Raw genomic sequence first — 14,703 nt, 5'->3', positions numbered from 1 at the left:
CCTATCCCCGTCCGCGATAGGTTGGCACGCCGAAGTCGGGCACATAGACTCCCTTCGGCGCTTCACCCGTCTGCCAGAAGACATCGATCGGAATGCCGCCGCGCGGATACCAGAAGCCGCCAATGCGCAGCCAGCGCGGATCAAGCAGTTCCTTCAGGCGCTTGGCGATATAGATGGTGCAGTCCTCATGGAAGGCGCCGTGATTGCGGAAACTGGTCAGGAACAGCTTCAGCGATTTCGACTCGACCAGCCAGTCACCCGGCACATAGTCGATGACCAGATGGGCGAAATCCGGCTGTCCGGTCACCGGGCACAGCGAAGTGAATTCCGGCGCGGTAAAGCGCGCGACATAATCGACATCGCTATGCGGATTGGGCACGCGCTCAAGCGTCGCCTGGGCGGGATCATCGACAGGACGAGCATCGCCGCCTAGTTGGGTCAGGTTATCGGTATAATGGCTCATACGCTGGATATAGACCGACAGCCTCACACTTTCAACTTTACGCGAACGTCAATTTATGATGAGTTGCCCCAAACAGAGGAAACATCATGACTGTCCCCGCTTCGCTTACGAAAAACCTGCGTTTCCCAGCGGTCGCCGCACCGATGTTCCTTGTCTCCGGCCCCGAACTGGTTATCGCCACCTGCAAATCCGGCATGATCGGCACCTTCCCCGCGCTCAATCAGCGCACCACGGAAGGCTATGCGGAATGGCTGACGCAGATCAAGGCGGCGCTCGGCCCCGATGATGCCGCCTATGGCGTCAACCTGATCGTCCACAACACCAATACGCGCCTGATGGCCGATATTCAGATCACCGTCCAGCATCAAGTGCCGTTGGTGATTACCTCGCTCGGCGCGGTCAAGGATATCGTCGATGCCGTGCATTCATACGGCGGCGTGGTCTTTCATGATGTCATCAATGCCCGCCACGCCAAAAAGGCCGCCGATGCCGGTGTGGACGGACTGATCCTGGTGGCGGCCGGCGCCGGCGGTCATGCCGGCAACCAGCACCCCTTCGCCCTGATTAATGAAATCCGCCAGTTTTTCAGCGGCACCATTCTGCTTTCCGGCGCCATCTCGACCGGCGGTGATGTGGCGGCCGCTTTGATGGCCGGCGCTGACCTCGCCTATATGGGCACGCGCTTTATCGCCACCAAAGAGGCGCGCGCCGGCGACGATTACAAGGAGATGTTAGTCGAGACGACCGCCAAGGACATCACCTATACCGACGCGATTTCCGGCATCAACGCCAACTTCCTGACGCCCTCCCTGATCCAGAATGGCCTCGATCCAGCGGCGGCAAAAGACCCGCACCACAAGATCGACATGGCCGAGGAACTGAACAGCGAGGCCAAGGCGTGGAAAACCATCTGGTCTGCCGGCCAGGGCGTCGGGTCAATCCACGAAGTCCTGCCGGTGGCAGATCTGGTCGGCCGCCTGAAGACCGAGTTTCATATCGCTAACGAAGCCTTCGCCGCCAAGGCCAAGCCGTACGGCCTTTAAGACCTTCTCCTCCCTTGCGAAGCGGGGGAGGTGTCGCCACGCAGTCGGCGACGGAGGGGGCCGTTTTGTAAGTATAGCCCCCTCCGGCGAGACAAGCTCGCCACCTCCCCCGTTTCACAGGGTAGGAGATTTATGCAAATACGCTCAAAGCCTGCTCTAGATCGGCAATCAGATCATCCGGGTCTTCCAGTCCCACGTAAAACCGCACGGCCGAGCCTTGCAGATACGGATCAGGCTCGTCACTCAGGCGTGTACGGCCGCGGATCTGCGGTTCGGAATTGGTGGCCAGGCTCTCATAGCCGCCCCAGCTAAAGCCCAGGCCGAACAGCTTGAGTTTGTTGAGGAAGGCCTGTGACTGCTTGTCACCATTGCCCTTGAACAGCGCCATGAACAGGCCATTGGCGCCGGTGAAATCGCGCTTGAAAATCTCGTGGCCCGGATGATTTTCCAGCGCCGGATGGACCACTTTCAGCACTTCCGGGCGGCCTTCCAGCCATTTGGCGACCTTCAATGCGCTGTCACCCGATTGCTTCAGGCGCAGGTGCAGCGAGCGGATGCCGCGCGAGGCCAGATAGCTCTCGTCGGCCGAGGTAAAGAAGCCCCAGGCCTTGATATTATCGTGCAACACCTTGCCGAGCTTCGGGTCCGTGACCGACACCGAACCGATCAGCACGTCGGAGTGGCCGCCGACATATTTGGTCAGGGCCTGCATGGAAAGATCGACGCCATGCGCCAGTGGCTTGAAGAGCACGCCGGCGCCATAGGTGTTGTCGCACAGGGTCAGGATGCCTGCCGCCTTCGCCAGCCTAGCGATACCGGGAATATCCTGGATATCGAAGGTCAGTGATCCGGGGCTTTCGACATAGATCATCTTCGTCTGCGGCGTGGCCAGCGCCAGCACCTCTTCCGGCGACAGGCGCGGCTCATAATAGCGCGTGATGACGCCGAAACGCTTCATCTGGGTGTCTAGAAAACGGCGCACCGGGCGGTAGCAGGAATTAACCACCAGGATTTCGTCGCCGGCGGCAAGGAAGGCGAACATCGGCAGAGTCAGCGCCGCCAGACCAGACGGCAGGATAAACGACTCCTGCGCGCCTTCCAGTTCGGCAATCAGGCGGCAGAGTTCGTTCTGCGTCGAGAGACCATCCGTGCCATAGGTCGGCTTGATGTCGTCATTATAGAGCATTTCCGCGTTTTCAAACAGCACGGTAGAACCGCGCTCCACGGCCGTATTGACCGCGCGACGCGAGTTCTTGCGGCCCAGCGTGGCGCTGGTCAGGCGGGTGGTCTCTTTTGGGCTGTTGGGCATATCAGGCACTCGAAAAAGGCGGGAGAGTATACGATCTCTTCAACCGCGAAACGCCCACAAGCGCAAGCCATAAGAACTGAGGACACCGGTCAGTGGGACTGATCAGCAAAAGCCCCGCAGAAAATATCTGCGGGGCTTTTTGTTTCATGCGGCTTTCGTAGCCTTTTTATCGAACCGGCCGTAGAAGGTTTCCCCCTTCGCGGCCATGTCCCGCAGCAATTGCGGCGGAGCGAAGCGCTCACCATAGGCCCTGGTCATGCGATCCAGTTCCGCGACGAACTGCGCAATGCCAATCGAGTCCATCAGCGAGATAATCCCGCCCGACCATGGCGCGAAGCCCCAGCCAAGGATCGAGCCGACATCGGCCTCACGCGGATCGGTGATGACGCCTTCCTCGAAGCAACGCGCCGCCGTCACGGCCTGGACATAGAGCAGGCGCTTCTTCAGTTCCTCGACCTCAGCCGGATTGGCCTCGGCCATCGTCACAGGGAACATGTCGAGCGTGCCCGACCACAGGGTCTTGGGCGCGCCCTTGGCTTCCGGATAGTCGTAGAAACCCTTGCCGTTCTTGCGGCCGAGGCGGCCATCGGCGACCATCTGGGCCACTTCCTTTTCGCCGGGGATCGGCTGATAGGCATCGCCCATCGCCTTGGCAGTTTCGGAGGTGATCTTGGTCAGCAGGTCGAGCGCCACATCGTCCATCATTTCCAGCGGGCCACGCGGCATGCCGGTCATGCGGCCGGCATTGTCGATCAGCGCTGGCGCCACGCCTTCCGACCACATGATCATGCCTTCGGCGGTGAAGGGAATGAAACAGCGGTTGGCGAAGAAGAAGCGCGAGTCATTGACCACCACCGGCGTCTTCTTGATCTTGAGCGCGTAGTCGATCGCCTTGGCCACCGTGGCGTCTGACGTCTTTTCGCCGCGGATAATCTCGACCAGCATCATCTTGTCGACCGGCGAGAAGAAGTGGACGCCGATATAGTTTTCGGCATGTGAGGAAGCACCGGCCAGCAGCGAGATCGGGATGGTTGAGGTATTGGTGCCGAAGATCGGCGCCTCTTTGCCATTGGCATAGAGCGGCGCCTCGGCCTGCTTGGTCACCTGTTCCTTGAGATCGGTGTTTTCAAACACGGCCTCAACCACCAGATCCGACCCGGTGATGGCGGCATAGTCCGGCGTGGCGGTGATCAGGTCGAGCACGCCTTGCGCCTTTTCCTGGCTCATCTTGCCGCGCGACACCGACTTCTTTAGCAGGTCTTCGCAATGCGCCTTGCCCTTGTCGGCCGACGCCTGATCGCGGTCAAGCAGGATAGTCTTAATGCCGGCCAGGGCGCTGACATAGGCGATGCCCGCCCCCATCATGCCGGCGCCGATCACGGCCACCTGGGTGACGTCCGTCTTCGGCACACCGGCCGGACGACCGGAGCCCTTGCCGATGGCCTGCATCGACATGAAGAAGGTGCGGATCATCGCCTTGGCCTGCGGCGTCGCCAGGGTTTTGCAGAAGAAGCGGCTCTCGATCCGGATGGCGGTATCGAACGGCACCTGCAGGCCCTCATAGACCGAATGCATCAGGTTGAGGACGGCCGGATAATTGCCATAGGACTGTTTGCGGATCAGGGCGTTGCCCATCATGAATATCTGCGCACCGGCCGGATGGTAAGGGCCACCGCCGGGGATCTTGAAATCCTTCTTGTCCCAGCGCGCGACCGGATCGCCTTTTGTCTTGATCCAGGTCTTGGCAGCTTCCACCACCTTGTCGTCATCGGTGACTTCATCGACAATACCGGCGGCCAGAGCTTCGGCCGGCTTGAACGACTTGCCCTCCGACATGGCCATCAGCGCCGCCTGGACGCCGATCAGGCGCGGCAGACGCTGCGAGCCGCCGCCACCGGGGAACAGGCCGATCTTGACTTCCGGCAGGCCGATCTGGACTTTCGGCCCGTTCGACAGCACGCGGTAATGACAGGCGAGCGAGACTTCCAGCCCGCCGCCGAGCGCCAAGCCATTGATGGCCACGGCCACCGGCTTGCCGCAGGTTTCGAGCAGGCGATAGACGCGGTTCATCTCGAAAGCGGCGTCGAAACTGGCCTTCAGGACCGATTGCTCATCTGTTGCGCCGCCCTTAGCTTCCCACGCGCCCGAGAGCATTTCTTCCAGATCGGCGCCGGCGCAGAAGCCGGTCGTCTTGCCGGAGGTCAGGACCACGCCCTTGACGGCGGCATCCGTCTTGGCACGTTCGGCGATAGTGGCCAGATCGGCCAGCGCGCCCTTGGTGAAGGTGTTCATCGACTTGCCGGGCACGTCGAAGGTGCAGAGCAGGATGCCGTCGGCGTCGAGATCGGTTTTGAAGTTTTCCATGTGTGTCTCTCCCTGCTTTTCTTAAACGCGCTCGATCACGGTGGCCGTAGCCATGCCGCCGCCGACGCACAGCGTCACCAGCGCGGTTGATTTGCCGGAACGTTCCAGCTCATCGAGGACGGTCCCCAAGATCATCGCACCGGTCGCGCCCAGCGGATGGCCCATCGCAATCGCGCCGCCGCAGACATTGATCTTGTCGTGCGGGATATCGAGCACCTGCATGTAGCGCAGCACCACGGCCGCGAAGGCTTCGTTGAGTTCGTAGAGGTCGATATCACCGATGCCCATGCCGAGCTTCTTGAGCACCTTTTCGGTGACGTAGGACGGGCCGGTCAGCATGATTGAGGGTTCAGAACCAATCGAAGCCGTGCCGAGGATGCGGGCGCGCGGCTTGAGGCCGGTGATTTTGCCAGCCTCTAACGATCCCACCAGCACCGCGCCGGAGCCATCGACGATCGACGATGAATTGCCGGGCGTATGGACGTGATTGACGCGCTCGACTTCCGGATAACGCTGGTTGATGACCGCGTCGAAAGCCATTTCACCGAAGGCGGCAAAGGATGGATTCAGACCACCCAGGGTCTGCATGTCGGTCGCCGGGCGGATGGTTTCATCGTGATCCAGGGCAATAATGCCCATCTGATCCTTGATAGGCACGATGGATCTGGCAAAGCGCTTCTCGGCCCAGCTTTGCGCCGAGCGCTTGTGGCTTTCGACCGAATAGGCGTCGACATCGGTGCGCGAGAAGCCCCACTTGGTGGCGATCATGTCGGCGGATACGCCCTGCGGCACGAAGTGGCTCGGGAAAGCCGCCGCCACGTCTATGGCCCAGGCGCCGCCGTCTGAGCCCATCGGCACGCGACTCATGCACTCGACGCCACCGCCGATGGCCATGACCGCCTCGCCGGACACCACCTTGGCGGCGGCGATATTGACGGCTTCAAGCCCTGATGCGCAAAAGCGGTTAACCTGCGCGCCAGGAACCGTTTCGGCATAACCGGCGGCCAGCACTGCGGCACGGCCGATATCGCCGCCCTGCTCACCGACCGGCGTCACGCAACCCCACGAGACATCATCGACGATCGCCGTATCGAGTTGATTGCGCTCGGCCAGGGTGCGCAGCACCTGCGCCGACAGATCAAGCGCCGTAATCTGGTGCAGCGAGCCGTCCTTCTTGCCCTTGCCGCGCGGCGACCGCACATGATCATAGATATAGGCTGAATTTTCCGGACTGGGCATGGACAGGTTCCTCTGCTTTGGGGGCATTTTTTGATGACGCATAGATGCGCTTTGTTTACGCGAACGTCAAGATAAACGCTAAAAATAATCTACTGGAATCCGGCGGAAATTCGCGTCCCGCGCATCTAATTATCATACAATTTACTTGACCCGCTCCGCCTCACGGATTAGGTCAATTATACGATAATTTCGGGACACACATATGGATACCTCCGCGCCTCTCTCAACAATCGCCGCTAAAACCACAATCCGCAAGATAGAAACCTTCGCCGTGCCGCCGCGCTGGCTGTTTGTGCGGATCGAAAGCGATGACGGCGCCGTCGGCTGGGGGGAAGCCTCGCTGGAAGGGCATACCGAGGCGACACAGGCCGCCTTCGCCGAAATCCGCGAACGCTTTATCGGCCATGACGCCGACCGTATCGAAGATATGTGGCAGGTCTTCTATCGCCTCGGTTTTTATCGTGGCGGCCCGGTGCTGATGTCGGCCCTGTCCGGCTTCGATCAGGCGTTGTGGGATTTGAAAGCCCGCCGTCTCGGCGTGCCGGTGTGGCAATTGCTCGGCGGCCAGGTGCGCGACCGCGTTCAGGTCTATGCCTGGATCGGCGGCGACCGGCCGTCTGATGTCATCGACGCCGGCAAGTCGCGGCTGGCGCAGGGCTTCAAGGCGGTCAAGATGAACGCCTCGGAAGACATGGGCTGGCTCGATTCGCCGCGCGTGCTCGATGAGGTGATCGAACGCTTCACTTCGGTGAAAAGCCTTGGCCTTGATGTCGGCATGGATTTCCACGGCCGCGTTCATAAGCCGATGGCCAAGCAACTGGCCCATGCACTGGAACCATTGCGGCCATTGTTCATCGAGGAGCCGCTGCTTTCGGAACATATCGAGGCTATCGAGCAATTGTCGAAACTGACCACCACGCCGATCGCCCTGGGTGAGCGCCTGTACAGCCGCTGGGATTTCAAACCCTTCTTTGAAAAGGCCTGCGTCGATATCATCCAGCCAGACCTCAGCCACGCCGGCGGCATTTCGGAATGCAAGCGCATCGCTGCCATGGCCGAAGCCTATGATGTCGCCATCGCCCCGCATTCACCGCTGGGGCCGCTGGCCCTGGGCGCCTGTATGCAACTGGCGATTTCGACGCCGAACCATGTCATTCAGGAGATGTCACTCGGCATCCACTACAATACCAACGGCCACGACCTGCTGTTCTACATGAAGAACCCGGAAGTGTTCGACGTGAAGGATGGCTATGTCGAAGCCCTGCAAGGCCCCGGCCTCGGTGTCGAGATCGACGAGGACAAGGTGCGCGAAATGGCCAAGGACTGCCCGCCGTGGCGCAATCCGGCGTGGCGCGGCCCGGATGGCTACGTGCGGGAATGGTAGAACCTAAGCAAGATACCCCACCACCATTGCTGCGCAATGGTGGTGGGGTATCTTGCTTTTCTTTCCCAACCACTTATCCTAAAACGCCTTAACTCAGACAAAAACAGGATCAGGAACCATGACCGCCATTCTCCGCCGCTCCGCTCCCGGCGCCATTCTTGGTGAGGGGCCTTTGTGGTCGAAACGCGATCAATGCGTCTACTGGGTCGATATCCTGTCGCACAACCTGCACGCCTATTACCTCAGCGGCGAAAGCAAGACCTGGCACTTCCCCGAACCGATCGGCTGGGTAATCGAACGCGCGCAAGGCGGCTTCATCGCTGGCCTGATGTCGGGCTTCGCCGAGGTCACGCTTGAACCGTTGACGATCAAGCATATTGCCACGCCCTATCCGCACGAACCGGAAAACCGCCTGAACGATGCCAAGGCCGACGATCTTGGCCGCATCTGGGCTGGCTCCATGCACAAGCCGATCACCAAGGTTTCCGGCGCGTTTTACCGCCTGAACACCGACCTTTCGTGGCAGGAGGTCGATGGCCCCTACAAGATCGCCAACGGGCCGACCTTCTCGGCCGACCACGCCACCGTCTATCATACGGATACCGGCAAGAACGAAATCTACGTCTTCGACGTCATCGACGGCGAACTGGCCAACAAGACCTTGTGGCTGACCTTCCCGGAAGACTGGGGTGGCCCGGACGGCATGACCACCGACGCACAAGGCGGCATCTGGATCGCGCATTGGGGCCCTGGCCGCGTCACCCGCTTCAATCCCGACGCCACGGTCGATTTCTCCATCGACCTGCCCGCCAAGCAGATCACTTCGCTCTGCTTCGCCGGCGATACGCTCGACCGCGTGTTCGTCACCTCAGCGGCGGAAGGCCTGCCGGAAGACCGCGAAGGCGGCACCCTGTTCGAGATCCCCGCGCCGCTGCTGCGTGGCCACACCGGCCTTGCCCCCCAACAGTTCAAGGGCTGATCCGTGACCACCGGACATGGATTGCAACACCTTCTGAACGCCTCCGCGTACCGCCGGTAAAACTCCGGTGGATAAGGTGTCCGCGTGATGCTAAACCCGCCGCGTAAATATCGGATTCCATGAAGATTGATCACATGACCTACGCTGCACCCGCCCTGATAGCCGCTGACTGGGGCACTACAAATTTCCGCCTGTTCCTTTTCGGCACCGATGGCCAGATCATCGCCAAGCACACCGCTAATATCGGCCTGAGAAACCTCGGCGTCCTGACCTTCGAACAGGCCCTGCTGTCGGTCATGAAGGGCGATTTCGACCGCCCGGACCTGCCGATCCTGCTCTCCGGCATGGTCGGCTCGCGTACCGGTTGGGTCGAAGCGCCCTATCAGGCCTGCCCGTCGAGCCTGAAGGACATCGCCACCCATCTGGTCGATGCGCCATCCGAAAAACTGAAAGTGAAGATCGTGCCTGGCCTTCGCGCCCCGGCCGATCACGAGGGCCTGCTCAATGTCATGCGCGGCGAGGAAACCCAATTGTTTGGCTTAGGCGACGGCGTGTTCGTCCTGCCCGGCACCCACTCCAAATGGGCCGTGGTGGAAGAAAACGTCATCGAGGGCTTCAGTTCCTATATGACCGGCGAAATGTTCCAGGTCCTCAAACGCCACTCGATTCTCGGCGACCTGATGGATAATGACAAGGACGATGAAACCGCCTTCAAGCTGGGTGTTGATCGCGCCATGACCGATAAATCCTTCCTGTCGCTGATCTTTTCCGTGCGCACCGAAGGCCTGTTCGGCCACATCAAGCCGGAAAGCCTGTCGTCCTATATGTCCGGCCTGCTGATCGGCTCGGAAATCCGCGCCGAGAGCATCCGCCACGGCATTCGCCCGGTCGGCATTGTCGGCGACGGCACCCTCAGCAATCTCTACAAACGCGCCCTCACCCACACCGGCTTTACCGATATCACCATCCATGATGGCGATGCGGCGGCGGCGGCGGGTCTGTGGGCCATCGCCCATGAAGGAAAACTGGTATTATGACGTTAATGGAACAGTGGCAGGACGCCCTGAAAACCTTGCCCCTGGTGGCGATTCTGCGCGGCCTGCGTCCGGCGGAAGCGCTCGATGTCGGTGAAATGCTGGTACAGGCCGGTTTCCGTATTGTCGAAGTGCCGCTCAATTCGCCCGATCCGTTCGACTCGATCAAGCGGCTGGTTCAGACGCTCGGCAAGCGCGCCATTGTCGGCGCCGGTACGGTGCTGACAGTCGCCGATGTCGAGACGCTTCATGCGGCCGGCGGGCAAATCTGCATTTCGCCCAACGCTAATCCGGACGTTATCCGCCGCGCCAAGGCGCTCGGCCTGATTTCCTTCCCGGCCTTTTTCACGCCGACCGAGGCCTTTTCGGCGATCGATGCCGGCGCCGACGCCATCAAGCTGTTCCCCGCCGAACTGGCCGGCACCACCGGCCTGAAAGCGATGAAGGCGGTGTTGCCGAAGCATATTCCGGTCTTTCCGGTCGGCGGCGTCACGCCTGACAATATGAAGGATTTCCTTGAGGCCGGCGCTGCCGGTTTCGGTATCGGCTCGGCGGTCTTCAAGCCGGGCGATACGCCGGAGATCGTCTACAAGAAGGCCAGGGCCTTCGTCGAAGGCTGGGAAGCGCTTCACAAAGCATAAAAAAGCCGCCGGAAGCTAAATCGCTTTCGGCGGCTTTTTCATTCAGGTGAGACTTACTGCACGATCCTGAGTTTGCCGATCCGCATGAAGATATCCGCCATCGTGGCATTCAGTTGCGACGCCGATTTGAGATCGTAGTAATAGATCGTCTTGCTGGCGCATTTTTGCAACATGCTGCTGTTACCCTCCATCACGCGAACCACAAAGACGGTGATCCCCTTATCCTTCGCCGCCTGACACGCCAGGGCCGTGCGGGCATCGATGGAACTACTTTGGCTCTGACCGTACCAACGATCTCCCGTATTCTCGCCATCAGTGACAAGGATCATATACTTGTCCATCTTCGGATCGCCCCAGGCCACGCCTTCAGTATAGGGCGCCTCCGGAGACAGCAATTCCATGCCCATCTGCACGCCAATGGTGATGTTCGTACTGCCATTGGCCGTCAAGCCATTCACGTAGGTTTTCGTTTCGCTGATGCTTGTCTTCATATCCTGTATCACCTTAGGCGACGAACTGTTGCAGTCCACAGCCGGATAGGCGCTGTCGGGGATATCGGCATTGTAGGCGTCTGCCAGGGTATCATAGGGCTGACCGCGATCCACAAGGCAGCCGGTCCAACTGCTCGCATAATTGGTTTTTATCGGCGAGAAGGGTGTGTAATCCGTCGGGTTGTAGTTGGTATAGGCCGAATAATCGGGTTGATTCTTATTTGCCGAATATTCAGGAGGCGCGGACGTTATTTTGTGCGTTGCCGGATCGATGGTGACCGTGACCGTAGAGGTATAAAGCGTGTAATTATTCTTGGCGATTTTTTCATATGACCTGGCCGTCGCTGAATATGTGCCTGCGGAATTATCCAGCATGTAGAACATTTTTGACGCTGCATTTGACAGGCAACTGGATTTGTTGCTGGACTTGGCGTCGTTACATATCGCGTTATAGACCTGATATGCGGCCAGACAGGCGTAATAACGGCCCGTAACTTTATTTTCAGTCGTCGAGCACTTGGTATAATCAACATAGGCGTTGGTCGCGCTCGTCGGCATCCGCACCTGCGTATTGAACGGCACCACGCCGACCTTGACCTTGGAGCTGTTTTGGCCGTTGGCGTCGAGCAATGAATTCAGCACCGAAGTGACGCTCGATTTCAGGTTGGTCAGTTTGCTGTTATCGTTCATCGAACCGGTGACATCGAGTACGAACGCCAGCTCGAACGGATTGATCTCGGACTGGGCGGTGGAACTGACCGTCAGGGTCTGCGTGCCCAGACCGACCAGGCCAAGGAAAATCGGCTTGATCGTCGCCGTCGCCGTATAGTTCAGTTTCGAGACATTGCTAACGACGGTTTTCTTGAGGCTATGTTCGCCCAGCGTAACATCTTTATCATCGAAATTGTCATCAAAGGCCTGCTGCGCCGCTTTCCCGGAGATATCATCGCCCTGACTGGCGGTCAGAGCGCCGCGCAGGACGGCGATATCCGCAGCATCCTGCATCTTGTTGCGCGCGTCATTGATGCGTGAAAAATCGATGGCGCCGCCGGTTATGGCGACCAGAAACAAGGCGCTCAAACCGAAAATGATAGCGACGTTACCGCCCGTATGGCTTTGGAACCTGTTCCACAGCCCGGATTTTGCAGACATGACTGGCCCCATAAAAATTTCGCCCGTCAGCAGTCTTGCCATCATATGTTTAAAAAATAGAGATCACACGTAGTAAACGATCCAGCTATATTTATTAACCAGCCATGAGCGCCCGCCGAAACCACCGGTTCCGGACGGGCTTCTGGCTTACTTCTTTTCCGGCAGGGCGTAGGCGATCAGGTAATCACCTTCGGGCGTCTTCATGAAATGGTGCCCGCCGGCCATGATAACTACATATTGCCGGCCATTCTGCTCATAGATCATCGGATTGGCCTGGCCGCCAGCCGGCAGGGTAGCCTGCCAAAGGGTCTTGCCTGTGCGGATATCGATGGCGCGGAATTGATTATCCGTCGTCGCGGCGATAAAGATCAGCCCGCCCGCCGTCACCGCCGGCCCGCCATTATTCGGCGTGCCAATGGTGATCGGCAGCAATGACGGGATGCCGAAGGGGCCGTTGCGACGGGCATCGCCAAAGGCGTGATCCCACAGGGTCTTGCCGGTTTTCAAATCAAAGGCCCGGATGCCCCCGTAAGGCGGCTGCTTGCACAGCATACCCGTGAAAGGCAGAAGCCAGCCGGCATTGACATCGATGGCGAAGGGCGCGCCTTCCTGCGCACCGGCCCCTTCGGCGCCGCTCTTGCCGGTGTTCCTCGGATCGCCGACAGCGTAAATGCCGCGATCATCCGCTTCCTTGCGGGTTAGGAGGCGGTCATAGTTGGGCGTCAGGTTGTAGTTGGCGACCACCACCCCGCGACGCGGATCTACCGCCACGCTGCCCCAGTCCGAGCCGCCATTATAGCCCGGATATTCAATGAACGGCCGGTCAAGCGTCGGCGCCGTATAGGGACCGGTATAGCTCGCCTTGCGGAACTGAATGCGGCAGATCATCTGGTCGATCGGCGACATGCCCCACATCGACGCCTCCGTCATGTCCTTCTCACGGACATTCTGATACTTTGAAAAGGGCTGAACCGGGCTGCGTTCCTGCGGCTCGACGCCACCGACCTCAGCCTTCATCTGGCCGACCTCGGTCAGCGCCTTGCCGGTGCGGCGATCAAGCACGTAGAAATCGCCCTGCTTGGTCGGCAGCAGGATCGCCGGCACCATCTGGCCATTCACCGGGAAGTTGACGAGCGACACCTGCGAACCCTGGTCGTAGTCCCAGACATCATTGATCGCCGTGTGGAACACCCAGACCGGCTTGCCGGTCTTGACATCGAGCGCGACAAGCCCTGACGAATACATCTTCTCCGCCGGACGGCGCTGGCCGCTGAGATAGTCCGCCGCCGAATTGCCCATCGGCAGGTAGACATAGCCGAGTTGCTCATCGCCCGTGGCGGTGGTCCACATGTTGGGCGTGCCCCGTATATAGGTGTCTCCCGGCGGCGGTGCGCCGGTCCGGTCCGGGCGCATCATGTCCCAGGCGAAACGGAGCTGGCCGGTGATCGCGTCATAGCCCTGAATGACACCCGAAGGCGCCCATTTGTACTGGCCGTCCTGAACCTGATGACCGGTGACGACCACCCCCTGCACGATGGCCGGCGCGGCGGTGATGGCGACCATCGACGGGATAATCTTGCCCATGCCCTCGGTGATCTTCACCTGCCCGCCGGTGCCGAAGCCCTGACACGGCTGGCCATTACGCGCATCGACGGCGATAACGCGGCCGTCGAGCGTGCCCTCGAATATCCGTTCGGCGCACGGGCTGCCGGGAGCCGCCGCCGGCACCTTGTAATAGGTAACCCCCCGGCAGGCGGCGGTATAGGGAATGGCCTCGTTCGGCACCTTGGGATCGAAACTCCAGCGCTTCTTGCCGGTGGCGGGGTCGAGCGCGTACATCTCATTCATGCCGGTGCAGCCATAAAGCGTATCACCGACCTTGATCGGTGTGGTTTCTGCGCCCCATTTGTCGGGCTGATTGCCGGTGCGATAGGTCCAGGCGACCTTGAGGTTTTTGACGTTATCAGCATTGATCTGGTTGAGGTCGGCATAGCGCTGGGCGCTCGGTCCGCCGCCATAGGTCGGCCATTCCCTACCGGCCGCAGCCGCAGTATCGAAGGCCAGGGTGTTGCCCGCCTCGGCTACCGGAGACTGCACGCCCGACCGGTTAGTGATACCGACCGCCAGCCCCAGCAAAACGACAAACGCGGCGATGCCGGCAAAGCCCTGCCAGCGGCGTTTTTTGCCCTCGTCAGGCAGAAGCGACGGCAGAAGACCGACGACGAACAGCAGCAGCACCAGCGGCGCGATCACACGCGGCACCAGCGCCCAGCCATTGAGACCGGACTCGCTGAAAGCCCACAAAACCGTCAGGATAAAGGTGGCGATATAGACCCAGGCGCCGAGCACCCGCCCGGTAAAGATCAGGCCGCCGGATGCCGCCAGCGCCAAACCGGCCAGCAGGTAATACCAACTGCCGCCCAGCATGGCCAACTGGACGCCACCGACAATCAGGATCACCCCGATCACCGCCAGCACCACGCCCAACACCTTCGCGGGCCAGCCCGCCTCCACTTTTGACAATAGTCCCGTCATGGCACCCTCCGCTGGTTTCGGCGGTCCAACGGGCTGTCGAAACTCGTTTCAAATTCAACTATATCAGCG

Annotated in this window: 11 protein-coding genes; 5 read left to right on the top strand and 6 right to left on the bottom strand. The window is 60.1% G+C overall.

The features are described 5' to 3' along the window. Window position 1: 1 nt before the first annotated feature. Complete coding sequence (gene queF, locus VL130_RS16305; RefSeq protein ID WP_325364874.1) at window positions 2–463, bottom strand: preQ(1) synthase; 462 nt, start codon at window positions 461–463, stop codon at window positions 2–4. An 86-nt stretch (window positions 464–549) separates the two neighbouring features. Here queF and VL130_RS16300 point away from each other — a divergent pair, with 86 nt between their 5' ends. After that, window positions 550–1,506 carry a nitronate monooxygenase family protein gene (locus VL130_RS16300; RefSeq protein WP_325364448.1) on the top strand — a complete coding sequence of 319 codons (957 nt, stop codon included), beginning with the start codon at window positions 550–552 and terminating at the stop codon, window positions 1,504–1,506. Between the two features lie 130 nt (window positions 1,507–1,636). On the opposite strand, the gene metC is transcribed toward VL130_RS16300, so the two are convergent. The 3 genes from metC to VL130_RS16285 all read right to left on the bottom strand — a co-directional run bounded on the left by metC (window position 1,637) and on the right by VL130_RS16285 (window position 6,418). Next, window positions 1,637–2,815 carry a cystathionine beta-lyase gene (metC, locus tag VL130_RS16295; RefSeq protein WP_325364446.1) on the bottom strand — a complete coding sequence of 393 codons (1,179 nt, stop codon included), beginning with the start codon at window positions 2,813–2,815 and terminating at the stop codon, window positions 1,637–1,639. A 144-nt stretch (window positions 2,816–2,959) separates the two neighbouring features. Then, window positions 2,960–5,179, bottom strand: a complete 2,220-nt coding sequence (locus VL130_RS16290; RefSeq protein WP_325364444.1) for a 3-hydroxyacyl-CoA dehydrogenase NAD-binding domain-containing protein — start codon at window positions 5,177–5,179, stop codon at window positions 2,960–2,962. 21 nt (window positions 5,180–5,200) lie between these two features. Beyond that, entirely contained in the window at window positions 5,201–6,418 is a 1,218-nt protein-coding gene (locus VL130_RS16285; RefSeq protein WP_325364442.1) for an acetyl-CoA C-acetyltransferase, read from the bottom strand. A 202-nt stretch (window positions 6,419–6,620) separates the two neighbouring features. Between VL130_RS16285 and dgoD the strand changes: the two genes are divergently transcribed. The 4 genes from dgoD (at window position 6,621) to VL130_RS16265 (ending at window position 10,456) form a co-directional block, all read left to right on the top strand. Beyond that, window positions 6,621–7,802 (top strand): galactonate dehydratase, encoded by a 1,182-nt coding sequence (dgoD, locus tag VL130_RS16280; protein ID WP_325364440.1) that lies wholly within the window; start codon window positions 6,621–6,623, stop codon window positions 7,800–7,802. A gap of 118 nt (window positions 7,803–7,920) precedes the next feature. Further along, window positions 7,921–8,781, top strand: coding sequence for an SMP-30/gluconolactonase/LRE family protein (locus VL130_RS16275; protein ID WP_325364438.1), 861 nt, complete (start codon window positions 7,921–7,923; stop codon window positions 8,779–8,781). A gap of 134 nt (window positions 8,782–8,915) precedes the next feature. Next, a complete protein-coding gene (locus VL130_RS16270; RefSeq protein ID WP_325364436.1) occupies window positions 8,916–9,818 on the top strand; it encodes a 2-dehydro-3-deoxygalactonokinase in 903 nt (300 codons plus the stop codon). Continuing rightward, window positions 9,815–10,456, top strand: a complete 642-nt coding sequence (locus VL130_RS16265; RefSeq protein ID WP_325364434.1) for a 2-dehydro-3-deoxy-6-phosphogalactonate aldolase — start codon at window positions 9,815–9,817, stop codon at window positions 10,454–10,456. Before VL130_RS16270 ends, VL130_RS16265 begins: the two co-directional genes overlap by 4 nt. A gap of 53 nt (window positions 10,457–10,509) precedes the next feature. Here VL130_RS16265 and VL130_RS16260 read toward each other — a convergent pair whose 3' ends face one another. Together VL130_RS16260 and VL130_RS16255 are read right to left on the bottom strand one after the other, a co-directional pair. After that, on the bottom strand, window positions 10,510–12,099 hold the full coding sequence (locus tag VL130_RS16260) for a TadE/TadG family type IV pilus assembly protein (RefSeq protein WP_325364432.1): 1,590 nt from the start codon (window positions 12,097–12,099) through the stop codon (window positions 10,510–10,512). 147 nt (window positions 12,100–12,246) lie between these two features. Then, window positions 12,247–14,634, bottom strand: coding sequence for a membrane-bound PQQ-dependent dehydrogenase, glucose/quinate/shikimate family (locus VL130_RS16255; RefSeq protein ID WP_325364430.1), 2,388 nt, complete (start codon window positions 14,632–14,634; stop codon window positions 12,247–12,249). Window positions 14,635–14,703 lie beyond the last annotated feature (69 nt).

Origin of the sequence: Asticcacaulis sp. (assembly GCF_035497195.1) — a bacterium.
Lineage (GTDB): Bacteria > Pseudomonadota > Alphaproteobacteria > Caulobacterales > Caulobacteraceae > Asticcacaulis.
Note: the sequence above shows the minus strand (reverse complement) of the source record. Positions and strands in the feature narration are given on the sequence as shown.